The sequence below is a fragment of the Oscillospiraceae bacterium genome, assembly GCA_025757685.1.
Taxonomy (GTDB): domain Bacteria; phylum Bacillota; class Clostridia; order Oscillospirales; family Acutalibacteraceae; genus CAG-217.
Genome location: CP107220.1, coordinates 846647 through 870828, shown reverse-complemented (window position 1 = coordinate 870828; position 24182 = coordinate 846647). Strand labels below are relative to the sequence as shown.

26 protein-coding genes are annotated in these 24182 nt (G+C 49.0%); 7 read left to right on the top strand and 19 right to left on the bottom strand.

Translation table 11 applies throughout. From position 1 onward, the window contains the following. Positions 1-9 precede the first annotated feature (9 nt). Positions 10-903 carry a 4-hydroxy-tetrahydrodipicolinate synthase gene (gene dapA / locus OGM59_04005; GenBank protein ID UYI91631.1) on the bottom strand — a complete coding sequence of 298 codons (894 nt, stop codon included), beginning with the start codon at positions 901-903 and terminating at the stop codon, positions 10-12. Between the two features lie 27 nt (positions 904-930). Next, a complete protein-coding gene (gene asd, locus OGM59_04000; protein UYI91630.1) occupies positions 931-2019 on the bottom strand; it encodes an aspartate-semialdehyde dehydrogenase in 1089 nt (362 codons plus the stop codon). Between the two features lie 147 nt (positions 2020-2166). Between asd and queA the strand changes: the two genes are divergently transcribed. The 5 genes from queA (at position 2167) to OGM59_03975 (ending at position 5965) form a co-directional block, all read left to right on the top strand. After that, positions 2167-3192 (top strand): tRNA preQ1(34) S-adenosylmethionine ribosyltransferase-isomerase QueA, encoded by a 1026-nt coding sequence (queA, locus tag OGM59_03995; protein UYI91629.1) that lies wholly within the window; start codon positions 2167-2169, stop codon positions 3190-3192. Positions 3193-3204: 12 nt separating this feature from the next. Beyond that, positions 3205-4341, top strand: a complete 1137-nt coding sequence (gene tgt / locus OGM59_03990; GenBank protein ID UYI91628.1) for a tRNA guanosine(34) transglycosylase Tgt — start codon at positions 3205-3207, stop codon at positions 4339-4341. Between the two features lie 65 nt (positions 4342-4406). Continuing rightward, the gene (gene yajC, locus OGM59_03985; protein ID UYI91627.1) at positions 4407-4859 is read left to right on the top strand and encodes a preprotein translocase subunit YajC; all 453 of its coding nucleotides are present in this window, start codon (positions 4407-4409) and stop codon (positions 4857-4859) included. Positions 4860-4949: 90 nt separating this feature from the next. Then, complete coding sequence (locus tag OGM59_03980; protein UYI91626.1) at positions 4950-5336, top strand: hypothetical protein; 387 nt, start codon at positions 4950-4952, stop codon at positions 5334-5336. Further along, positions 5333-5965, top strand: a complete 633-nt coding sequence (locus OGM59_03975) for a stage II sporulation protein M (GenBank protein ID UYI91625.1) — start codon at positions 5333-5335, stop codon at positions 5963-5965. Before OGM59_03980 ends, OGM59_03975 begins: the two co-directional genes overlap by 4 nt. Here OGM59_03975 and OGM59_03970 read toward each other — a convergent pair. From OGM59_03970 to OGM59_03905, 14 genes are all read right to left on the bottom strand, one after another. Then, positions 5943-6932: a tyrosine-type recombinase/integrase gene (locus OGM59_03970; protein UYI91624.1), complete on the bottom strand. Its 990-nt coding sequence runs from the start codon at positions 6930-6932 to the stop codon at positions 5943-5945. The two genes, OGM59_03975 and OGM59_03970, sit on opposite strands and share 23 nt — an antisense overlap. 74 nt (positions 6933-7006) lie before the next feature. Further along, positions 7007-7762 carry a hypothetical protein gene (locus OGM59_03965; GenBank protein UYI91623.1) on the bottom strand — a complete coding sequence of 252 codons (756 nt, stop codon included), beginning with the start codon at positions 7760-7762 and terminating at the stop codon, positions 7007-7009. Positions 7763-7858: 96 nt separating this feature from the next. Then, a complete protein-coding gene (locus OGM59_03960; protein UYI91622.1) occupies positions 7859-8566 on the bottom strand; it encodes an ATP-binding protein in 708 nt (235 codons plus the stop codon). Positions 8567-8774: 208 nt separating this feature from the next. After that, positions 8775-8960 carry a hypothetical protein gene (locus OGM59_03955; protein ID UYI91621.1) on the bottom strand — a complete coding sequence of 62 codons (186 nt, stop codon included), beginning with the start codon at positions 8958-8960 and terminating at the stop codon, positions 8775-8777. A gap of 121 nt (positions 8961-9081) precedes the next feature. Beyond that, entirely contained in the window at positions 9082-9324 is a 243-nt protein-coding gene (locus OGM59_03950) for a hypothetical protein (GenBank protein ID UYI91620.1), read from the bottom strand. Positions 9325-9365: 41 nt separating this feature from the next. Further along, positions 9366-10037: a hypothetical protein gene (locus OGM59_03945; GenBank protein UYI91619.1), complete on the bottom strand. Its 672-nt coding sequence runs from the start codon at positions 10035-10037 to the stop codon at positions 9366-9368. 511 nt (positions 10038-10548) lie between these two features. After that, the gene (locus tag OGM59_03940) at positions 10549-11073 is read right to left on the bottom strand and encodes a hypothetical protein (protein ID UYI91618.1); all 525 of its coding nucleotides are present in this window, start codon (positions 11071-11073) and stop codon (positions 10549-10551) included. Continuing rightward, on the bottom strand, positions 11070-11213 hold the full coding sequence (locus OGM59_03935) for a hypothetical protein (GenBank protein ID UYI91617.1): 144 nt from the start codon (positions 11211-11213) through the stop codon (positions 11070-11072). Before OGM59_03935 ends, OGM59_03940 begins: the two co-directional genes overlap by 4 nt. After that, a complete protein-coding gene (locus OGM59_03930) occupies positions 11213-11443 on the bottom strand; it encodes a hypothetical protein (protein ID UYI91616.1) in 231 nt (76 codons plus the stop codon). Before OGM59_03930 ends, OGM59_03935 begins: the two co-directional genes overlap by 1 nt. Further along, entirely contained in the window at positions 11440-12579 is a 1140-nt protein-coding gene (locus tag OGM59_03925; protein UYI91615.1) for a hypothetical protein, read from the bottom strand. The genes OGM59_03930 and OGM59_03925 overlap by 4 nt, the downstream gene beginning before the upstream one ends. 30 nt (positions 12580-12609) lie before the next feature. Further along, a complete protein-coding gene (locus OGM59_03920) occupies positions 12610-12831 on the bottom strand; it encodes a hypothetical protein (protein UYI91614.1) in 222 nt (73 codons plus the stop codon). Between the two features lie 1338 nt (positions 12832-14169). Next, positions 14170-15252, bottom strand: a complete 1083-nt coding sequence (locus OGM59_03915) for a hypothetical protein (protein ID UYI91613.1) — start codon at positions 15250-15252, stop codon at positions 14170-14172. A 249-nt stretch (positions 15253-15501) separates the two neighbouring features. After that, the gene (locus tag OGM59_03910) at positions 15502-15756 is read right to left on the bottom strand and encodes a DUF6171 family protein (protein ID UYI91612.1); all 255 of its coding nucleotides are present in this window, start codon (positions 15754-15756) and stop codon (positions 15502-15504) included. Beyond that, positions 15756-17240 (bottom strand): alpha-N-arabinofuranosidase, encoded by a 1485-nt coding sequence (locus OGM59_03905; protein UYI91611.1) that lies wholly within the window; start codon positions 17238-17240, stop codon positions 15756-15758. Before OGM59_03905 ends, OGM59_03910 begins: the two co-directional genes overlap by 1 nt. A gap of 146 nt (positions 17241-17386) precedes the next feature. On the opposite strand from OGM59_03905, the gene OGM59_03900 reads away from it, so the two are divergent. Next, on the top strand, positions 17387-18451 hold the full coding sequence (locus tag OGM59_03900; protein ID UYI91610.1) for an aminopeptidase P family protein: 1065 nt from the start codon (positions 17387-17389) through the stop codon (positions 18449-18451). A 49-nt stretch (positions 18452-18500) separates the two neighbouring features. Here OGM59_03900 and OGM59_03895 read toward each other — a convergent pair whose 3' ends face one another. The 3 genes from OGM59_03895 to OGM59_03885 form a co-directional block, all read right to left on the bottom strand. Continuing rightward, positions 18501-20567 (bottom strand): FAD-dependent oxidoreductase, encoded by a 2067-nt coding sequence (locus OGM59_03895; protein UYI91609.1) that lies wholly within the window; start codon positions 20565-20567, stop codon positions 18501-18503. 28 nt (positions 20568-20595) lie between these two features. Then, positions 20596-21162 (bottom strand): hypothetical protein, encoded by a 567-nt coding sequence (locus tag OGM59_03890; GenBank protein UYI91608.1) that lies wholly within the window; start codon positions 21160-21162, stop codon positions 20596-20598. 131 nt (positions 21163-21293) lie between these two features. Further along, the gene (locus OGM59_03885; GenBank protein UYI91607.1) at positions 21294-22220 is read right to left on the bottom strand and encodes a hypothetical protein; all 927 of its coding nucleotides are present in this window, start codon (positions 22218-22220) and stop codon (positions 21294-21296) included. Positions 22221-22519: 299 nt separating this feature from the next. On the opposite strand from OGM59_03885, the gene OGM59_03880 reads away from it, so the two are divergent. Further along, a complete protein-coding gene (locus OGM59_03880) occupies positions 22520-24037 on the top strand; it encodes an MFS transporter (GenBank protein UYI91606.1) in 1518 nt (505 codons plus the stop codon). Positions 24038-24182: the final 145 nt, after the last annotated feature.

Sequence of the window (24182 nt, the reverse complement as noted above, 5' to 3'; positions counted from 1 at the left end):
CTGTGCTTTTTATTTGATCAGGCCGTACTTTTCCAGTGTTGCCTGCATCTTCTGCTGATTGGCCTCGCTCAAGGGTACCAGCGGCATACGGCAGGGACCGGCTGCGTAACCGATGCGGTTCACAGCGTCCTTAACCGGAATGGGATTCACATCGCAGAACAGGGTCTTTGCCAGCTCAAAATAGTGATCCATCAGTGCCTTGGAGCCGTCCACATCGCCGTCCAGGTACTTAGCCACAATGTCGTGGGTTTCCTGGGGGCATACATTAGACAGTACGCTGATTACACCTTTACCGCCGCGCTCCAGAATGTCTACAATCTGGTCGTCGTTGCCGCTCCAAATGTTCAGTGCGTCACCGCACAGCTCGTGTACTTTAGCTACCTGATCCAGGTTGCCGGATGCTTCTTTAATGCCGTTAATGCGGGGCAGCTTGGACAGCTCCAGCGCCGTCTCCGGCAGCAGGTTCAACCCGGTGCGGGACGGCACATTATAAAGCACAATGGGCTTATCCGTTGCATCGTGAATCGCAGTATAGTGGGCGATCAGACCGGCCTGGCTGGTCTTGTTGTAGTAGGGGGTCACCAAAAGCAGAGCGTCTGCGCCGTATTCGCAGGCTTCCTTGCTCATTTCAATGGCGCTGGCGGTGGAGTTGGAGCCTGTACCGGCGATCACCGGCACACGACCGTTCACATACTCGATGCACCACTTGATGCACTCCAGGTGCTCATCAACATCCAGGGTAGAGCTTTCGCCGGTGGTGCCGCAGATTACGATGGCGTCTGTACCGTTGTCAATCTGCCAGTCCACAAACCGGGCAAACTCGTCATAATTTACGCTGCCGTCCTCATGCATAGGGGTAATAATGGCAACGGCTGCGCCTGTAAAGATAGGATCCTTCTTCATATCAAAAATCTCCTTTTCGCTGTGTTATCAGTCCATATAACCCTCGGCTGCCAGCAATTCTGCCAGCAGCACTGCGCCGCCGGCAGCGCCGCGCAGAGTGTTGTGGGACAGACATACAAACTTGTAATCATACTGTGTATCCGGGCGCAGACGGCCGATGGACACGGCCATACCGTGCTCCAGCTCACGCTCGCTGTGAATCTGCGGGCGATCCGGCTCGGTAAAGTAGTGCAGGAACTGTTTGGGCGCGCTGGGCAGCTCCAGCTCCTGGGCACGACCGGCGTAGTTCTTCCACACCTCAATAATCTCTTCCTCAGAGGGTTTCTCACCTTCAAAGTCCATAAATACGGCGCCCAGGTGACCGTTGGTCACCGGCACGCGAATGCACTGCGCAGTAAAGGCCGGTGCATCTGCAGACACGATCTGGTCGCCCACAATGTGGCCCATCAGCTTCAGCGGCTCTTTCTCGCTCTTTTCTTCCTCACCGCCGATGTAAGGAATCACATTGTCGATCATCTCCGGCCAGCGCTCAAAGGTCTTGCCTGCACCGCTTATGGCCTGGTAGGTGCACACCAGCACCCGTTTAATGCCGTACTTCTGGTGCAGGGGGAAGATGGCGGGCACATAGCTCTGCAAAGAACAGTTGGACTTTACGGCGATAAAGCCGCGCTTGGTGCCCAAACGTTTACGCTGGGCGGGAATAATGTCAATATGCTGGGGATTCAGCTCCGGCACCACCATGGGCACATCCGGAGTGAACCGGTTGGCAGAGTTGTTAGATACCACCGGGCACTCGTGCTTGGCATACTGTTCCTCCAGCGCGCGAATCTCATCCTTTTTCATATCCACGGCGCAGAACACAAAGTCTACCATAGAGGTGATCTTTTCTATATCTGCCTGGGCGTCATACACCGGCAGGTCTGCCATGTTGGCGGGAATGGGTTTATCCATGCACCATCTGCTGCCCAGCGCCTCTTTGTAAGGCTTACCAGCAGAGCGTGCAGAGGCTGCCAGGCACACCACCTCAAACCAGGGGTGATTCTCCAGCAGCAGGGCGAAGCGCTGACCGACCATACCGGTTGCGCCGACGATACCGACTTTGTACTTTTTGTTCATTGTGACTCTCCTTAAAAAAATGCCTTGTAAAACGCAGCATTTTGCAATATAATATCTTACAGCGCCTGCGGTGGGTAAATACCGCTTGCTTTTAGATATAATATCACTTACTATATATATATGTCAAATACTTTTGCGGAGATAATTATGAAAACTTCTGATTTTTATTACGATTTGCCCCAGGAATTGATCGCGCAGACCCCGGTGGAGCCGCGAAACAGCTCGCGCCTGATGATCTTGCACAAGGACAGCGGCGAACTGGAGCATCGGATCTTTAAGGATTTGCCGGAATATCTGCGCCCCGGTGACTGCCTGATTCTCAACGATACCCGGGTCATTCCCGCCCGTATCTACGGCGTTAAGGAAGAGACCGGTGCGGTTGTTGAATTTCTGCTGCTGACTCAAAAGGAAAATAATGTGTGGGAGTGTCTGTGCAAGCCGGGCAAGCGCGCCAAGGTGGGTACCCGCTTTAACTTCGGCGAGGGCAAACTCTACGGCACGGTCATTGAGATACAAGAGGACGGCAACCGGCTGGTGCAATTCGACTGCCAGGGGAATATTTATGCGGTGCTGGACCAGATCGGTCAAATGCCTCTGCCGCCGTATATTAAGGAAAAGCTCCAAGATAAGGAGCGTTATCAAACGGTGTACAGCCGGGAGTTAGGTTCCGCTGCGGCGCCTACCGCCGGACTGCACTTTACCCCACAAATGCTAAAGGATATTCAGGCCATGGGCGTCAATATCGGCTATGTAACATTGCATGTTGGGCTGGGCACCTTCCGTCCGGTTAAGGTGGAAGATGTAACCAAGCACAAAATGCACACGGAGCACTACCACATGCCGGCAGAGACGGCGGAGCTGATCAACCGTACCAAGGCAAACGGCGGTCGGGTGATTGCTGTTGGTACCACCTCCTGCCGCACCATTGAGTCTGTGGCAACCAAGAACGGCTGTATTTGCGAGGATGACGATAACACCAGCATTTTTATTTATCCCGGGTATGAATTCAAGTGCATGGATGCACTGATCACCAACTTCCACCTGCCGGAGAGCACGCTGATCATGCTGGTTAGTGCTTTTGCCGGATTTGACCACATTATGCACGCTTACAATACCGCCGTGGCGGAGAAGTACCGCTTCTTCTCCTTTGGCGACGCAATGTTTATCTGCTGACGGAGAGAAAGTATGGCAAAATATACCTTATTAAAAAAAGAAGGCAACGCCCGCCGCGGCACCTTTGAAACGGTGCACGGCACGGTACAGACGCCGGCGTTTATGAATGTAGCTACCGCTGCGGCCATTAAAGGCGGTTTGTCCACCGAGGATCTGGAGCATATCGGTTGTCAGGTCATGCTGTGTAACACCTATCATCTGCATGTGCGCCCCGGGGACGATCTGGTGGCGGACATGGGCGGTCTGCACCACTTTACAGACTGGAAGCGGCCGATTTTAACAGACAGCGGCGGGTTCCAAGTATTTAGTCTGGCTAAGTTGAACCAGATTAAAGAAGAGGGCGTCACCTTCCATTCCCATGTAAACGGCAAGAAGATCTTTATGGGTCCGGAGGAGAGCATGCAGATCCAGTCCCATCTGGCATCTACGATCGCCATGGCTTTTGACGAGTGCGTGGAAAACCCGGCCACTTACAACTACGCAAAGCAGTCCTGCGCGCGCACGCTGCGCTGGCTGGAGCGCTGCAAGGCAGAGATGGAGCGATTGAATGCCTTGCCGGGCACCATTAACAAAGACCAGCTGCTGTTTGGGATCAACCAAGGCTGCACTTACGACGATCTGCGGGTATGGCACATGCAGGAGATCGCTAAACTGGACTGCGACGGCTACGCCATCGGCGGTCTGGCAGTAGGGGAGCCGGCCGAGGATATGTACCGCATTATCAGCGCCGTAGAGCCGTATATGCCGGCGGACAAACCCCGGTATTTAATGGGCGTCGGCACGCCCGGTAATATTTTAGAGGGCGTCAGCCGCGGCGTAGACCTGTTTGACTGCGTTATGCCCTCCCGCAACGCCCGCCACGGTCATCTGTTTACCAAGGACGGCATTATCAATTTGAACAACGCCAAGTATGCCCGGGACGACAAGCCGATTGATCCCAAGTGCGATTGCCCGGTGTGCCGCCGGTACAGTCGGGGTTACATTCGCCATCTGCTCAAGGCAGGGGAGATGCTTGGTATGCGCCTGGCAGTGATGCACAATTTGTATTTCTACAACAATTTAATGGTAGAAATCAGACAAGCGTTGGATAACGGCAGCTTTGCACAGTACAAATCTGAATATTGTGTGAAATTGGATACCAGAATATAGAAAAGGACTTGCAATTCGGTTAAAATTTTAATATAATAGTCGTACTATGTTCAGGAGGAATTAAAATGAACTTTATTTTGTTACAGGCCGCAGCCGGCGCCAGCGCTTCCGGTAAGGGCGGCGCCAGCCAGTACAGCTTTATCATCTTGATGCTGGTGATGGTGGTACTGATGTACTTTACCATGATCCGTCCCCAGAAAAAGCGCCAGAAGGAAGAGCAGGAGATGCGTTCTTCTTTGGAGATTGGCGATGAGATCATCACCATCGGCGGTATTGTGGGTAAAGTGGTCACCATTCGCGAGGAGGATCTGATCATTGAGACCGGTGCTGATCGCAACAAAATGCGGATCCAGCGCTGGGCTGTGAATACCAACAAGACCAAAGCCGAGCAGCACCAGAAGGAAGTGGAAGCTGCCAGAGAAGCTGCCAAGAATAAGAAGAACAAAAAGAATAAGGACGATGCTTTGACTGAGAAATCCGACACCGCCAAAGAGGCAGAGGAAAAAATCGAGAAATAAGCACACTTATAAAAAGGACTGCTCAAAGAGCAGTCCTTTTTTCGTTCTATTCCTTACTTGCGGCGCATACGGTATAGCGAGGGTGATGGTATGCCAAAAATTCAGGTAGGCAAAACAAAAACCGTATTGCTGCTTTATCTGCTTCGTGTTACGGCGGCCACCGTGTGCTGCTTTGGTGTTTGCTGCGCTTTAGGGGCACTGGTGGTGTACAAACTGGATCTGGACTTTAAGCTGATCGCGTATATCTGTGCGGCGATCGACTTTCTCTGTGCCTTTCTCATTGCAAAATGGGCGCTTCGCGGGGTGAAAAACAGCCGCTTGCCATTGGCATTGGCTGCCATTGTGCCTGCAATGGTCCTAATGGTGATACACTACTGTATGGCACCTTCCGGCGCTGGTTTATTGGTACTGCGCCTGCTGGGTATGCCGGTGTGCGCTGCGCTGGCAGTTGTCAGCAACAAGCGGGTGCACTTATGAGCGAGCCTCGGGAGAAGCGGGACCTGGCGGCGGCGTTTTCGGATGAGCTGCGCGCATTTCGCTGGGAGACCCATAGAACTTACATCTATTCCCTGGTATTTTACACCTGCGGGTTAGCGTTGGGCAGCGTACTGTACCGTCAAATTCGCTCCGACACAGTCAACGCACTGCTGAGAGTAGGGGAGAACCGCTTTTTACAGCTGTTTCTCAATGATTTTTGTTTGTATTTCAGTATATTTTTGGTAACGGTCTTTTTGGGCTTTTGTATGATCGGCTTTCCGCTAATTCATTTTGTGCCCATGACTTGCGGCTTTGCTTTTGGTATGCAGGTGTGCTACTATTATATGACTTTTCGCCTGAAAGGTGTGCTGTTTTGCGTGCTGATGGTGATTCCGGCGGCCTCTATTTTGCTGACGGTGGTCATGCTCACCATTAAAATCAGCACCGATATGTCCAAGTCCATCTTTCACCTGTCCGTCAAGCGAGACGATGCAACAGGGGAGTCCCCCGCTGAAATTCAGGTGCGGGATTATTTAAAAAAATATCTGATTTCCGCCGCTTTCGTGGCGTTGGCCGCCTTATGTAATGCAGGGCTGACCAGTTTGTTCAGTTCTGTGATCTCGATTTAGGCGCATTAAGATCGGCAAGGGGATTGGCCTCAATGGCGGCCTTGGCTGCGTCGTCGCTGATGTGGGTATAGATTTCCGTAGTACCCAGGTTTTCATGGCCCAGAATCTCTTTAAGCAGCAGCAGATCCACATGTCCATTTTGGTACATCAGTGTGGCTGCCGTATGGCGCAGCTTATGCACGGACAAGCCTCGATCGCCCAGCCCGGCCTTGTCCAAATAAGCGTACACCATGTGTTGTACCGTCTTGGGGCTGATCCGCTGGTTGCGGCTGCTTAGAAATAAAGCTTTGTCCTTTACACCGTCGTGCGGCCGCACCCGCATATAGGCCGTAACGGCGGTTTTGCAAGCATCGTTTAAGTACACGGTGCGCTCCTTGTTGCCTTTACCGGTGATCACCAATGTATCGTTTGATTTTATATCATTATAATCAATGGACACCAACTCGCTCAGTCGCATACCGCAGTTCAGAAGTAAGGTCAAAATGGCGTAATCCCGCTCTTTGTGTTTGCCGTCTACAACGGATAATAAATGGCGTGCTTCTTCCAAGGTCATGTACTTTGGAAGGGCTTTTTTTGTTTTCGGCGCGTCCAGCACTTTCATTGGATTTTCCTCCAGCAAGTGCCGGTTGTCCGTTAAATAGATAAAAAAGCGCCGTATGGCGATCACACGCCGCGCACGGGTGGCTTCCGCGTTGCCGCGTTGGTTCTTGCAGTAGATTAAGAACTGGTAGGCGTCGCTCAGTGTAATGGTCTTGATAAAGTCCATATTGATTTGTCGTAGATCCATTTGATCGTCCGGCGTGTCAGGCGGATACAGATTTTTTTCCTTGGCAAGGTAGCGAAAGAAGGTGCGCAAATCCGACGCATATTCGATCACCGATAATTCGCTATGACCTTTGATGGCCTCCAAATACAACAGATAGTCCTGTACGGGCATGGGTAATTGCCCAAATTCCGCTTTTTTCACTGTATCAACTCCCCTGAATTATACAAAATATTAATTTTGTATAATTATAGCATTATTTTCACCTATAGTCAACCCTACTTAAATATACCCTGCTCATAAAGAATGGTATTTGATTGAATACTGCCATCTGCTCCGGCGTAAACAAATTCCGTTGCGTTGCTATAAATTACTTTTGTATTTTCGTGAATATTCGAGTACATATCACGCCACTGACCTATATAGCCATCAGTTGTCAGCACCTCCGGCTTTTTCAAACCGCGCGACAAGTGGTAGCTATGTTTATGGTAAAGGTCAAACTCTTCTTTTGTTAGATATTTGCAGACATAAGCGCCAAGGTTTTTGATTGACCGAAGTGCTTTAATCTCTGTACGACCTTTACCCCAGCAGGCGTTAATCACATCAGCGCTGATAAAGTCATCTGTGAAAAGCACAGCGTGAATATGCAAGCACCCTTCATTGCCTTCTTTTAGTCCCCTTTTCTTTTGGTGCTCCGTAATGTAAACATAAGGGACTTTATATCCTTTTCGTCTTAAATTTTTAATAAATTGCTTCCAATCATATAAAACTTGATCTTGATCTAAAACTGTATCTTTATATGTAAGTGTCACAAACTTAGTATAATCTGTTGTATTGCACCATATCGCCCGGCGTAGATCAGCACGGGCACGGTATAAATTCCGATCTCTTTTTCCCTCCGAGGTCTCTCTATTCTTTTCTATATCATGCTCACGCGGTTCTACATTTAGGGGCTTCTGATACCTGTAATATTCTATCACATTACCGCTTATAACTATCTTTTCTATCCTGCGTTTAGGTACCTTCCGCTCCATAAAAAACACCCCCTATTTGGTTCTTATTTGAGCAATAGACAAGAGAAATAAAATAGACATCTTATAATCTAGTATAATCTTACTATATTATAAGACTTAAAGAGATTTGAACACTGGCGTATCGTTCCAGCTTTCCAGCTGCGGCTTTGGCTTTTCTCCAAATACAAAGTTGGAAATGAAGCTACCATAATAACTCTTACGCCAAAACAAGAAGTTTTTCAAAGGTACTTCACAGACATCCCAGGCTACTTTTCTCATACCTTTTTTAAACATACGGCCTTGCACCTCGGTTTGTTTATCTGCGACCTTACAGAGTGTTGTATGGCTTGATTCGATATGTGTAAAATGCCAAAAGAACTGGGTGAGATACCACACTTCATCAGCAGCACGCTTTACATTAAGGTCAAGACCATCATACGCTTGTGTAGCAGCGAATAAATGAATATCATTTTTACGGAGGAAGTTAAAGAACTGTTCATCTTGCATTGTCCAATCAGCATAGCCACGAGCAGGCCAAACGGTTTTAGCTTCATCAATTAAGAGTACACAGTGGTTAAAGTCGTGAGAGTATAGCCACTGTTTATCTATATCCAAGTAGGTATAGCCTTTCTTAGTGATATATGTAAGTGGGATTTGGTAACAATCTTTATAAGGGAATTGACAGAATACATCCAAGCCCTCTTTCTTAGCTGCTTCTACAATAAGAGCGAACAAAGTAGACTTACCTACTCCCCTATCGCCTGTAACGATCACACAATAAGGCTCTAAGCTATGTTTGGCGATTTTCTTATTAAACAAATTCACTTCTTGTAGTACCCCCTAAAAAATGATTGTAGAGCCGCAGAAAGGACGAGAAGCACACCCAAGGAAGTAAAAAGAAGTATAAAAGGGGAAAATACAAAAGCGGATTGAAAAAGGTAATTGAACAGCTGAAACAGCGTTTTAATAAATTCCATAAGTTAATCACTCCAAAAAAAATAAGGCGTGCCCCTACCACGCCTATATTTAAGATTTAACCGCGGCGGCGGCGCCGACCGCCCATACCGCGCACGCCCAGCTTACGAACGACTTTAACGCCGGCCATAATTAGGCCACCGCCAAATCCGCAGAGGACAGGCACGAACAGCAAAGGATTACTTGTGATCGTAGATACAGTCGTGGTAAACTGATCCATCAGCAGCTCAAAGACAGTAGTCATACTGCTGAAAATGTCACTTGTAGTAATCGCTGCGGTCAATGCAGCAGAAACAGGCATATATTAACTCCTTTCTAAATACTGATACGGTCCAACCCGGAGGCGGACAAGCCGCCCTCACGGGTTAAGACCGGCGGGACTTCATACCAAACTTACGAACAATGCGGATTGCAAGCGTAACAGCTGCAATCACCATACACAGCAGCACAGGATACAGCAGCAAATCGTTTGTAGAGATCGTGCTAACGATCCGAGCAAACAAGCTAAAGATCCAAGCAATAGCCGATTTAATGCCAGTGATCAGCGTATCAAGAGTAGCAAGACTCACGCCACCTGCGGCACCAGTATCAGCAAGAATAACAGGCATTGCATTTTCTCCTTTCTTTATAGTCTCTGTATGTCATGTGCTCAATCCACCTCAATATCCAACTCAGGGTGGTTACCGGGAGGAACAGGAGCGCCATTGACCCTTTTCGGTTTGTACGAAGCAGGAACGGCAGGCAAAGCAGAACCGCCGTGAAGCGCAGCCGGAGAACTACTATGATTTTGATACTGAGCAGCCACCGACTGGAAGAAATTTAGTGCTTCCTGCTGTTTACCAAACTTGTATTCTTGATAGTTTTTCAACTTATCTATGTTTTGGGAGAAGCGCGTAGACTGCTCCGTTTGCATAGCGTTTTTGATTTTTGTATGCGCCATCTGCTGTTGCAGATAGTCATGAGTATATGCGTGCTTCTTTTCTTGCAACTCCATAGCTTGATTATGCTTATAGTCTTGGTATTCCTTTAATGCTTTGAGGTCTACCCTACTCTGCCGAGGTCGGCCATAGCGCTGGAAGTGCTGCCGAAATGAAGAAGTATAATCTTCCAAGCGGTGGAAGTTACTGAACTCATCCCGGACATCAAAGACCCAATCAATGATCAAACACAAGGCACCGGCTGCGATCGGTGTAATGACGATCAGTCCGGCAATTATCGTATCTTCATTGAATTGGAACGGCAAATATAGCACACCACTAAGCACTTCAAACAGCCAGCCGATAGGCTCCATAATAGTATCATCAAATGTGTTATATAACATTATCTATACACCTTTCGGAGTACGAAACGAAGTACCACCAAAAGCAAGAACCCAGCAAAGCCAAGCAGGAACCAAGGGAACAACGGCCACTCATCAATAACAAGAGAAAACCAAGCTTCAGCTGTTATTGTTATAAATTCAATGGCTTTGTTAAAACATTCGGCAACCATTAGGTTCTACTCCGAATAAAGCCCAGAATTGTAGAAAGAAGCAAAGCACCCAAGGGCACGCAAATTAAAGCGAGAAAGTACCAATTTCCGGTCAAAAAAGTCCAGGCTTTGGTAAAAACAGAAGTAAACTCCGTAATAGCGTCAGCAGCGGAAGTTACTTCCATAGCAATCACAGACAAGGGCATATATTATCACCTCACTAACCCTTAAAAAAAGGACTGAAAAACACTTTTATCAATGTCAATATGACATACAGGCCAAAAACGACCAAGAAGAAAGAGAGTACATACACCACGCCATAAAGATAGCTGGGACACTCCCCTATCAATTTAGTAAAATACTCAATCACAAGAACTCCTCCAAGCAATATACATCAGCAGCAGGATTATAACGACAGTACAAGCCAGCCAGAGATAAGTAACAGGATCATAAGAAAACAAATCAATGATATTAGCACGATCATCTTTAAAGTCCTCAAACTTCACATTAGTATTATAGATTTTAGAGACATTAAGGTTTGTCCATTCATACCGTGTACTTGTCTCACGATAATACTGGGCTTCACCCATTGCATTTACCCTTGCATTATATTTTGCACCAGCTGCCGTATAGTAGGTGCCATTGATGGTACTACGCGATATATTAGCAGGGCTATAGCCACTGCCGTAAAAGCCAAAATAACCGTCTTTGTACTCACGCGCAAAGACAAGCGTCCCACGCCCAAGGGCACACTGAACCTCAATATACGCACCTCCCGACACCGGCACATAAGCCGGATATGTATTTCCGTATTCCTCTGCATAGGCTACTGACGGTATAGACAGTGCAAGCAGCAGAGATACGATAAAAACTAACTTCTTTTTCATTCTTTCTTACCTTTCAAAAAACTACCGATAATACCAAATATGGCTACAAGAACAAACCAAAACATAATAGGCATACCAAGAAGTTTTGCATTCCACAGTATAGAAAAGCCTTGACCAAACAGGCTTGCAAGATCTTCCATTAGCTTGCTTCTCCCCCCTCTCGACCGAGGACTTTATACAGAACACAAGCAACGACCAAAGCCACAGCAGGCACAGTAACCAAAGCGGGAAGTGAAGTAACTACGGAGATTAAAAACTTCCCTGCTTCCACCACGATCAATATTACGTTCCACAAGAGCAGTAAAATATCTTTAATGGCGGTAATAAGCCAGTCCGTAAAGACGATAATATAATCAATAATGTACTTCACCGACCTACCACCTTTCGCACCAGGACAAAGACGATACCAAAGACAATGAGTGCAGTAAATCCGGCACCGGTTACACCCACAACACCATTGACAAAGGAAGTACCAGCAGAGATATAGTTTGCTACATCACTGGCAGCGGAGCCGATAGTGTCAATAGTAGATTTTAGCTTCTCTTGGTAATCCTGGAGAGTGGCGAGAATATCAAGCAACTTATTGCTGATCGTCGGCTTTACATACTCACTCTCTCCGTTCTCATTACCCCACCATATCCTATTCCACAGCTTTTCAAAAAAGCCGGATATAGAATTACCAAGGTTTGTAAACCACTTGCCTACATTGGACATAAACTGCTTGATATTATCCAAGGTGTCTGACAGCCACTTATTGACACTATCAATCATAGACTGTACATTTTTAACAAGATTGGAAAACTGATTAGAAATCAATTTACCAAGATCATTAAAACCATTTACAATCTTATCACGAATTTCTTTAAGCCAAGTAAGCACATTGGTAAGGGCTTCTTTTACTGCGTTCCAAAAGCCTACTTCACCAGGCTCACATTCTACATTCCAATTAATAATACGAGCAGTAAATACATGAGAACTTCCACTTGATGAATCATAAGTCAGTTTTCCAGATATAAAGCCAAAATACCCTTCAACATCATTAGCAATCTTCACAGATAGCTTGAAGTTACGAGACCCGGACTTATCCATCAGCCGCGGAGTAATCAGCTGTTTACCCGCAGAATTGAAAATACAAAAGTACATATTGTACCCAGCATCATCATAATCATAAAGGGAAATTTGGGCTTTAACATTAATAGTATCGCCCGCATCTACCTTTTTAGAAGTCGTGCCACAAAACGCAATCGTAGATACCATAGCGCAGTTTTGTTGACGTCCCCATGTAATATCCGTAACAGGAATAGGATTATTATTATTACCGTCCCCACCAAAAGTCCAAGTCGAAGTTTTACTATTATATGCGTTATCATCACTTACACGGACATAAGTAGGACTAGCAGTAAATTGTGCCGCCTGGGCTTCTATCGGCTTTGCAAACAGAGCGGCAGGCATAAGAAAAGAAAGTGCCAGCAGGACGGAGAGGAAAGGGGTTACTTTCTGTTTCACTGCTGACACTTCCTTTACTATGGTGGTATATTACTTATCCGCGTTACGGATCAGCAAGCCGAATTTTGTTGAATGAATTTTTACCCGGATATTGACCGGATCAAACTTCTTTGTACCGGCAGGCGGGATATAGTCGTTGATTTGCACCACCGTATTATCCTCACACAAAACCTCACTATACGCGACCGTTTCGCCGGTCTTTCGGTTAAATGTACCCTGCTCCAGGAACTGTCCTTTAATCGTTGCTACCATTTTTACAACCTCCAAAATCGAATGAATTAAGAATTGATTGCCACTTTTCGGCATTATCTTGTAACTGTACTAACTCAAAGTCCCTATAACAATGAGTAAGCAAGCCATTATCACTCAGAAACTTAAAAGCCACTTCATGCGTAACCGAAAGGTCACTATACAAGTCAATGCACATATCAAGTGCAAGACGGTAACACTCCCTATCACGCAACGCCTTTACAGTTTCTATATCATACTGACTAAGGATAAAACCACCTCCTAAGCCGAACACCCGGGGAAGATAGGGGCTTCCCCGGAGGCGGCCATGTACTGGATCACTCCAGCAGTACGACACATCGTGTCGTTACAATTCATTATTAACAGACACGACATCAAATGTCAATAGAAAATTCAAAATAAACGACATACAGTGTCGTGGTGCACATTAAATCAATATGAGAGAATATATACGGTGATTAAAATGCTAAAGGAATACAGACAAAACAAAGGATACACACAAGAACAGACGGCAGAAATGATAGGCATTTCAGCAAGACAGTACCAACGAATAGAGAAAGACGAGGACAAGACCACATTAGAGACTATAAAAAAAGCAATATCCGTATTAGGGATACCAGATGATGAAATCATCAGGTATATGAGAAAACAGTGAAAGGAAGTGAATAATGAAGGCTTTAGCAATTTTTATATCAATGCTAATAGCTGCATTTTGCTACGCACGATTAAAATAACAACCGAATAATAAAAAAAGCACCCCCAGGAGGGGGTGCTTTTGTGTTATATAGCAGACCTGGTACGACAAGTAAAGGGTACGCAAAAACTCTTCCTTATGCCTTGTTGCAGACTTTTTGCTTTTCTCCCTTGACTTGCCGCACCCGGCCTACTTCCAACGGACTATGCAAGCGACGAGCGACAGCGCACGCACGCTTGCCAATTTCAAGTTCGCTACCTGGGACTGCAAGGAGGTGAAAAGAGTGTTCCGGGCAATAATAAAAGCCCTGCTGGCAGGCAGGGCAATCAAAAAGATCAGCTGGAAGTTTGAAATCCTATTCCGATAACGACCAACTGACACACGAGGGGCAGAGCCGCAAGGCTCTCCCCTTTTGTGCATTTTATGAGGGCAGAATATTAATTTTGTATAATTATAGCAAATTCAAAAGAAAAATGCAAGCCCCTGTTCTGAACAATATGAAAATCGCAAAAGGTACCACATCGGTGCCTTTTGCGATTTTCTTTTTTGAGTATGAATCTTCTGCCACCGACTGACCTTTCAAATGGAAAAGCGTTTTTCCTGTGGATAAGGCGTTTATATGCTGTTTTCTGTTTAGATCAAATTCTTTACAGCAGATATTCTTTTAGTGTCTGTATCTGCGGATCATCGGTTATAAAGCGATCTTCCTTCAGTTCTCCCTCCAGGAGCAAAGTGTTTACTCGCTTGCTATTGCGCACCTGCACACCATCATTTTCAATGGCAAGAATGTTTTGTAGACCGCCCAGTTCCTGTACCAGTGGGCGCAGATCTTTCGGCAGCCAAACGCAGCTGTGTTCCGCAATGCCGTAGCGTACCACGGTGTACCGGCTGACAAAATATGCCAGCACGCAAAATGTCACGCCCAAAAGATACGGCAGTGCGCCGCTGCTGTTGTGCAGGAGAAACTCCACGATTCCCCCATTCTGCAAAAATCCCCAGTGGAGACCCAGCAGCACAGACACCAAATAGCATCCGCCGGTCAGTCCGGCAAAGGCCAGCAGCAAAAACGGACTTTCCAGCGCCAAAAATAAGGTAAAAAGTTCCGTATGACCGCTGAGTACACACCCGGCGATGAACAGCGCCAGTGCGGCTTTGCTGCGCGTCTTGCCGCAGTCGGCCAGAGTTAATGCAAACCCGGGCAACAAGAACAGTTGCAGCCCTTTGCCGGACAAAAATAGCGCGGTTGCCAAACTATCCGGCTTGGCGGCAAAAATGTTCTTGGCGCCGGTTAAGATCTGGTCGTCCAACCACACGGCGCCACCGGCGCTGTGCAGATACACCGGCTGTTCAAACGCCCCGGACAACGGGCGCAAAAGTGTATTCAAGACGCCGAAGACTACGCCGGAAACGGCGGTACTACTCCCTAGCTTACCCAGCAGCCACAGGAGCGCATTCTCATAATAACCGTGCGCAGCACCCAAGAGACCGGCAAGCGCCAGCGTCATCACGGGCAGCAGCAATAGCCCTTGCTTCTCCCCTACTCTATCTACGCATAGCACCGTCGCCAGACCCAACAGGATCGGCCACAGTAATCCTGGTTCGCTGTTCGTAACAGCGGTAAACAAAGCAGTAAACAGGCCGTAACTCAGGGCGCTCCACACCCCGCACTTGGTGCGACTCCCTGGTAACAGATGATACGGCAAAGCAAAGGCAATTAAATAAGGCGCCATTTTTTCCGCCTGTCTGGCAAAGGTTGCAGCTATGCTGCTCCATGGATGATTCCATAAATCCTCGCTGATCTGCAGCAACTGGCAAAGGGCCAATAGGACAGCCACAACGCAGAACGCGCCCCATAGAGCTTGCAGCCATCGTCCGCTCTTTTCATAAAATCTCATACCCAAAGTATGGGCAAGGAAAAGGCGTTTCATTCAAGCAGCCCATAGAAAAAGCCGACCTGAATTCGTTCAAGTCGGCGTGAATCACCACATTCTGCCCTCTGTATGGGGGCAAGTACTGTCTTTCAGTGCTGCGCGAACCTCCACATAGCAGCCACATTTGCGACACATACCGGCGATCAGCTGGTCGCAATGACGGCATTGGCTTAGGCGACTGTTCCGCACAATCGGACTTGCCAGTTCTTCCGGTGGCACGGTTTCCAAATATGCTTGCACCTGTGTATAGGCTGCTCGTTCCCCTGCCTCATACAGCAGACAGCGTTTGCAAAGCTCCTCCATTATTTTTCGTTTATAACGAACTTTACTACACTGCAAGGGGGCAGTTCAGCTACAAAACCATCGGACAGCTTACGTACACCGTCAAAGGGACGCACCTGAACCGCGCCCGGGTTGGAAAAGTCATTTTTGTCGTGCATATCTCCGGTAAGAATTTCGGCATGTAAGGTAGAAACTTTGGTATCGGCGATCTGACACTTGATCTTGGCCTTTTTGGTGGCGCTGATGTTGGTGACCGTGGCGTAAATGGCGCCGTTCTCGTCCACAGAGGCGGACTCGATCATCTGGGGTGCACTGCACTCCTCGCACTCTACGGTATTGCTGTTGGTAAGGTAGGAGCCGATCAATGTGTTTTGTTGGTGGTCCTTATACATCTTAAACACATGGTATGTGGGGGTCAACACCATCTTGTCCCCTTCGGTTAGGATCACTGCTTGCAGTACATTCACCGTCTGCGCAATATTCGCCATCTGTACCCGGTCAGCGTGCTTGTTGAAAATATTCAAAGTCAGCGCAGCCACCATAGCGTCTCGCATGGTGTTTAGTTGGTACAGAAAGCCCGGATTGGTGCCCGGTTCCACATCAAACCAGGTACCCCATTCGTCTACGATCAGATCCACCCGCTTTTGGGGGTCCAGGGCATTCATAATCTCTGTATGGCGGCGAACCAGCTCCTCCATACGGTAGGCCTTGGCCACCGTACGGTCATAATCTTTCAAATTAAACTCTGTGGCAGAGCCTTTGTGATCCCAATTATAAGGTACGGTGTAGTAGTGGAGCGACAGACCGTCCGCCTGGCCGGGCACCTTGCGCATCACCTGCTCCGTCCATTTGAAGTCAAAAGCATTGGGACCGCAGGCCACACGGTAAATATGCTCACCGGCAGTATAATCCCGCACATAAGTGTTGTAGCGGCGGAACTCGTCCGCATAGTAATCGCCGTTCATGTGGCCGCCGCAGCCCCAGCTCTCGTTGCCAACGCCAAAGTAGCGCAGCTTCCAGGGCTTATCGGCACCATTCTTTTTCCGCAGGTCCGCCATAGGTGATACGCCGTCAAAGGTCATATATTCGACCCACTCGTTCATCTCCCGCACGGAGCCGGAGCCTACATTGCCGTTTACATAAGCGTCACACCCCAGCTGGCGGATGAGCTCAAAATACTCGTGGGTGCCAAAGGAGTTGTCCTCCACCACACCGCCCCAGTGGGTGTTGATCATCTTTTTACGATCCTTCTGTTCGCCGATACCGTCCGTCCAGTGGTACTCGTCGGCAAAGCAGCCGCCGGGCCAGCGCAGCACAGGAATGCCCATGTCTTTCAGCGCCGTGACCACATCGGTGCGCATACCGTTCACGTTGGGAATTTTAGAGTCTTTGCCTACAAAAATGCCGTCATAAATGCAGCGACCCAAATGCTCGCTGAAATGGCCGTAAATGTCCTTGCTGATGGTGGCGATCCGCTGGTTGGGATTGATCAAATACTTTTCCATAACTACCCCCGGAAGTGATAAGATTTTGTTACAAAGGAACGATAGCACACCCCCGCCCGCCTTGTCAATACTAAAGAAACAAATAAGACAAAAATTTGGAATTGACAAGTAAAAAATCTGTGCTATCCTATTGTGTAGGTGATATTATGCATACGAAAAAAATGATGAATTATGTAAAAACGGCCGGTGCAGACGCGTTGCTGCTGCTGGATGAAGCCAATATGCACTATGTGTGCGGCTTTTCCCCCAGCGAGGGCATGATTTTGGTGACGCCAACGGCTGTGTACCAGCTGGTAGACTCTCGCTATACGGAGACCGCCCGGCTCCACGCGGCGGACACCGACGTGCAGGTGACGGAGATTACCACCGGCTTTTGGGACGAACTGAACGCCCTGCTGGCAAAAATCGACTGCAAGATTTTGCTGTTTGAGGACCGTACCATTGCTTACCGGCAGTACACGCAGCTGCAAGGCATTTTCAGCGGCGAATTGCGCCCTGTCGGCAACGGTGTGATGGATCTGCGCAATGTAAAAGAGCCGTGGGAGATCGATCTAATGAAAACCGCCAACCGCATTGCGGAAAAGGCGTTTTTAGAGCTTCTTAACGATGTAAAGCCCGGCAAAACGGAAAAGGAACTGGCTGCCCGGTTTGACTATCTAATGGCGCTGGGCGGCTCGGACGGCGTCAGTTTTGACACCATTCTCCTGACCGGCGCCCATACCTCCATGCCACACGGTGTGCCGGAGAATCGGGAGGTGCAAAAGGGCGACTTTGTGCTGTTTGACTTTGGCGCCACCTACCGGGGCTACCATTCGGATATGACCCGCACAGTGGCCGTGGGCAGCGCCACTGCAGAAATGCAGGCGGCTTATGACCTGGTGCTCCGCGCGCAGCTGGCAGGTATTCAGGCGCTGCACGCCGGCGTGCCCTGCAAAGAGGTGTACCAAGCGGCCTACGATGTACTGGCAGCGGAGGATAAGGCGCAATATTTCCGCCACTCCCTGGGGCACGGCGTGGGGCTGGAAATACACGAAGGTTATAACGCCTCGCCCCGCAGCGGGGATGTGTACCAAACCGGCAATGTGACCTCTATGGAGCCTGGTATCTATTTGCCGGACAAATTCGGCATCCGCATTGAAGACGTGCTCTACCTGTCCCCCAACGGCCGAGAGAACTTATCCAATGTGACCAAAAAACTAATCGTGCTGTAAAGCAAGAAAACCCCGAACCGGAGTGGTTCGGGGTCATTTTTTATGTGATTTACAGGGACATTGCCAATTGGTAGGCGGCTTCTGTGGCGTTGTGGATTCGGCCGATTTTGTTGCTGTCGCCGATGTTATATACACGGCTGAAGCTGCTCTTAATGCTTTCATACAAGCCGTTCTCCGGGCGCACGCCCAAAGAGAGCACCACCAGGTCGCAAGGCACCATGGTTTTGCTGCCGGTGTCCACATTTTCCAGTTCAATGCTGTCCGGATGAACGGCTAGCAGTTTTTGTCCCACCATAAAGACAGTGCGTGCCGCCTGTAACTTAGGTAGCACATCGTCCACGTGCTGGAAGTATGCACCGGGTGCAATGCGGGGCGCCATTTCCACAATGGTCACATGATTGCCTTGGCTTACCAGCAGCTCGGAGGTTTCCAGTCCGGTCATGCCGGAGCCGATCACCGCCACCTTTTTGTCTTTCACTTTCACATTGCCGGTGAGAATATCCGTCACCGTACACACATTTTCGCCGCTGAAAGCCTTTGGGTGTACGGCGCTGCCGCCGGTGGCACAGATCACAGCGTAAGGATCATAAGCGGCAATGATTTCTTCTGTCGCTTCTACCTGGGTGCGAATTTCCGCACCCGCTGCCTGCGCGAGGGTAGTCAAATCCTCCGTGCACCAGGTCATGCGCTCCTTATGGGGCGGCTTGGCTGCCAACAGTACCTGACCGCCGGGGGTTTTGGCTTTTTCCAGTACGGTCACATCAAATCCCCGGCGAGCCAGCAGTTCCGCTGCCGTCAGACCCGCAGGTCCGGCACCGACAATAACCACCTTGCGCCCATTGCCGTTTTGTTCCAACATTGTGCGCTCTCGGCCTACAAACGGGTTCACGGAGCAATGACCGTGCTCGCCTTTATAGGCACCCTCCATCATACTCTCAAAGCAGTATAGGCAGTTGATACAGTGGCGAATTTCACCAGCCTTCCCCTGCTCTGCCTTGTCTGCCCAGTATGGATCAGCAATCAAGGGACGGCCAAGACCTACAAAGTCCTGAATACCTTGTGCAAGCTGTTCTTCCGCTTGCTCCGGGGTGCGAATCAAATTGGCGGCAATCACAGGAATGTTCACCACTTCTTTGACCGCTTGGGCCAGGTGCTTGCGCCAACCGCAAGGGAAAGTTACCGGCTCCAGCCAGTAATTGAATGTATCGTAGCACGCAGATGACACGTCAATGGCGTCAATGCGCTTGTCAGACAGAATTTTGGCCATTTGCAGGCCCTCTTCCAAGCCGTAGCCCTTGCCGGGCTGGCCGATGCGATCGTACATCTCATCTACCGACAGACGCACCACAATGGGGAAATCCCGCCCGCAGGTGATGCGAATGCCGTCAATGATCTCCGTCAAAAAACGCATTCTGTTCTCCAGAGAACCGCCGTATTCGTCCGTTCTCCGGTTGGTATTCGGTGACAGGAATTGCTGAATGAGATAGCCATGGGCGGCGTGGAGTTCCACACCGTCACAGCCGGCTTTCTTTACTCTTTGTGCAGCTTCAATAAACTGCATGATCAGCCGCTGCACACCCCGGTGGGACAGACCACGGTTGACGCTTTCGCTCATTTTGCTTTTTTCGCATCGGCTGGGTGCCACGGTGCGGGGCACAATGTCCTTATCCTGCAACTTCTTACCGGGAGGGATTACACTGCCGTACAGCAGCTTGGCATAAGCGGACCCGAGGAAGCGGTCGCCGGCTACGCAAATAGGCAGTGTGCCCACCATCAGCCCCAGATTTTGCCGCCCCGGGTGGTGCAGCTCCACCATCAATTTGGTGCCGTGACGGTGTACCCGTTGTGCCATGGTGCGCAGGGAGTCAATTTGGTAATCATGACTCATGCCCAGTTGACCGAAGGAGGACGCACCGGTCATATCGTTGACACGGGTAATCTCTGTAAAGATCAGTCCTACGCCGCCCTTGGCCCGCTCTTCGTAATAGTCCATCATGGTATCCGTGGCCCGACCGTCAAATTGACCGAAGCCAAGGCACATCGGCTCCATAATAATCCGGTTCTTTACCGTCACATTGCCGATTTTGGCGGGAGAAAACAATAAATCGTAGTTCATAAGCAAACCTCGCACTGCCATCGCAGACTTAATTCTTGTGTTTCTTTTTATCTTTTTCTCTGCCACCGTGGGCAGCCAGCATTTGGCGCTCCTCATAGCGGGCGTCCAGCCGATACCAAATATAGATCAGCACGCAAACGGCCACGGCCACCAACACCCAAAAGATAATGGTTACGGTCTTTTGAATGGCGACCACTTTCTCGGCGGCTTTGCCCAAAAATGCGATGAGCACCTGGCCGTTATTGCCGTTCTCTTTATAGGTGCCGCCGGGCAGATCCACTTCCTTGCCGCTTGCATCTTTATAGTAGCAGATGAACATTGGCTCGTTGGGTGCCTTCTTCTGGTCATAGTCCGGGTTGGTCTTAAGGTAAAAGGTCTTGCCGTAGTCCTCTATTTTATCCGGTGCCAACGCGATCACGACTTTATTGTAAAAGGCGTAGCTGTTTACATGGGTCACCACGTAACCGGCAATGCCTACCAGCAGTATCACTACGGCCACCACAACGCCGGCGATTATGCCTTTTTGTTTGCCACTGAGCTTCTTCTTTGCTTTTTTTTCTACGGTTGGGGTCAACTCTTGTTTGTCCTCTGCCATCATATCACTCCAGTTGTCGAATAGTCGAATAATCTCTTTTACATTATACCAAAACCGGCCTTGCCGGTCAAGGCAACAAAAAAGGAGCCGCAGGCTCGGCGATTTGCCGCAGCTGTGCCGCTCCTTTTGGTTTATTTCTTGTTCTTACGCTTTTCCGCTTTGGCAGCCAGCTTTCGCTTGGCTTCTTCCACCTTAGCTTTTTCTTCTTCCTGGGCTTTCTTGGCAGCCTGTACGCGCTCCAGTTCCCGTTTTTCTTCAGCCAGGCGCTCTTTTTCTTCTTTCGCAGCCACCCGCGCCAGGCGTTCGTTCTCCAACTGCTCGTCAGACTTGGCCGGCGCTTTAACAACGGCAATGTTCATGCCGGTGGCAACCAGCAGCAAAAGCAGCGCCACAAAGTAGCCCCAACCGATGGAACCGCTGGGTGCCAGAGCCGCGTTGCCGCCAAAGCTGAATGCACCCAGATCCGCGCCCCGCTGACCGCCAACGGTAAAGCAGATTACGGCGGCGACAGAAGCCGCAACAGACAGTACATCAAAAACAATGGTCGTCTTGGTCTTGGAATTCTTGCAGCGGATCAGTACCATAAAGAATGCGATCACAATAAATAAAGCGCTGAGTAAGAACAGGAAGTAGCCAATCACACCAAGGGTCACCGGACCGCCGTAGCCCTCCATACCCATAGTTGTGGTAAACAGTCCTACATCGCCAAAAAACGCCTTGAAAAAGTCAATCAGCGACTTGCTACCGTCAAAAGCGAGAATACTCAGCACAAAGCTGGAGCCGGTGCCTTTGATATTGGACCAGGGTAAAATGAAACCCACAGCCGGCAAAAAGGTCAGCACCAGGCGAGCAATGCGCAGCTTGGTGCCCCACATGGAATACGCCATACGGCTGAGGGTGCGGTTAAACACGCCGAAGGCTTTTTCCGCATTGCGGTTGTCCTCCTCCAGTCTGGCCTCCCAATCAAAATTAGGAATGCTCACACCGCAGGCGGAGCACTCCGCCTTAATGTTCCAAAAATGTAATTTTTTGCCGCAGTTGGGGCAGGTCGATGCCATAGTCTACATCCTTTCGGCGCCGTGGCGCTGGTTCTGTTATCAATGAAAACGAATATGGAAACGAATATCAGTCCGTTACAGCCATCATATTCACCAAAATATTTTATAATGTTTGGCGCCGGTTGTCAATAGAATTGCCGGCAAAAATCAAAAGCCAGGAGAAATGTTACACAACTTTTCTCATCGTGCATTATCTTGTTACTTTTGTACAGAAAAAAGTGTTGATTTGCTCTACTTATTATGCTAAAATTATATCGTTATGATTTTGTTGGGCTACGGCCCTGAAATGAGGGAATGTTTTGGCAGAAAAAGTTGAGTCTCAGCAGCTAAACGATTCTGAACTGGAAGAATTGGAAAGGCTGGCCTATACCAAAAAGCGCTACTTGTCACCGAAGGAGATCGCCGCCTTTGTGCTGGTGAACTTCGGTAAGAAGAACTTGGACCAGTTTACCAGTGCGTTCAAGGAATTCTTTATGATCCAGTTTTTAAAGCTGAACACCACCGCGTACGCAAACATCAACCTGTTTGCCTCCATTTATGATGCGGCGGACGATACCATCAGCGGACTGATCATTGACCGTACCCGTACCCGTTGGGGGCGTATTCGGCCGTTCTTGATCCTGTCCCTGCCTATGTGGCTCATCGGCGGCTATATGATGTTTACCGCTCCGGATCTGAATTCCACACAAAAGATCGTTTGGTCCGCCATAGGCATATTACTGTACGGTCTGGGTATGAGCTACTTCGGCGCCTACTGGCTGCTTGTTTATAACATAACGCCAAATAACGACGAGCGAAATAACTTAATTACCACCACCAAGTTTTTTGAGCTGTTCGGCACCTGGCTGCCCTCACTGGTTCCCGTGTTTGTACAGCTGCTGCCAAAGGTTAATAAGAACATTACCATGCAGGGCGTGTACTCCGGCTTCGCCTACTGTATGTTGATCCTTTGCGCCGGGTTCTCGGTGTTCGGGTTCTTCAATATGCGGGAGCGGGTGCCGCTGATGAGCCGCGAGGAGATGAACGAGACCTCTGTTCTCCAGTCCATTAAGGAGATCTTCTCCAACCGTCCCCTGTTTGCCATCATTCTGTCGGATTTCTTTAACAACTTTAAGGCCGTAGGCGGCTCCTCCGAGCAGTACTTCTGGCTAAACAATACCGGCGCCATTATGAACCAGACCATCTGCGGTCTATTTACCGGTATTCCCAACTACCTGATGGTGCCTATGGCTGCCAAACTGGTTAAGAGGCTGGGTGCTCGCGTAACGGCAATCTTGGCCGGTGTGTTTGGCGGTGTGGCTTACTTTACTCTGTTCTTTATCGGTTACCACCCCTTTGGCCAGACTTTCGGCGACCACAGAATTCTCAACTTCATTTGGGTGGTCTTCGGTCTGACCATTTGCGGCCTGCCCAATAAAGTCATTCAGGTGGTTAACCCCATTTTGACCGCAGAAGCTCTGGACTATATGGAATGGAAGCACGGTCTGCGTAACGAAGCGCTGGTAACCACCGTACAGGGCTACTTTCAGAAACTGGCAACTTCTATTACTTCTTGGATGTCCGGTATGGTACTGACCTGGATTAACTACATTCCCCTCACCGACTCCCTGGGCAACGCTGTGCCTCAAACGGATCCCGCTATTCTGTCCGGTATTTGGGCGGTGTTCTGTATCCTGCCCGGTTTGGCCCGTGGCCTTTACGGTCTGTCTTTCCTGTTCTACAACATTCACGGTGACCTGCAGCAGCAGATGATCGTGGAACTGGCGGAGAAGCGCGCTGCCCGTTTGGCAGAGCAGAACGAAAAAACTGCCGACTAAGTCTTACATACTATTTTATAGCGATAAAAACAGTACGGTTCTGCCGTACTGTTTTTTTATGCACACGCCGGACTGTTTTGGGCCGGTATACGAAATCTTATGCACTTATATCGCCTTTTTTGCATATTTTTGTCAAACATAAACA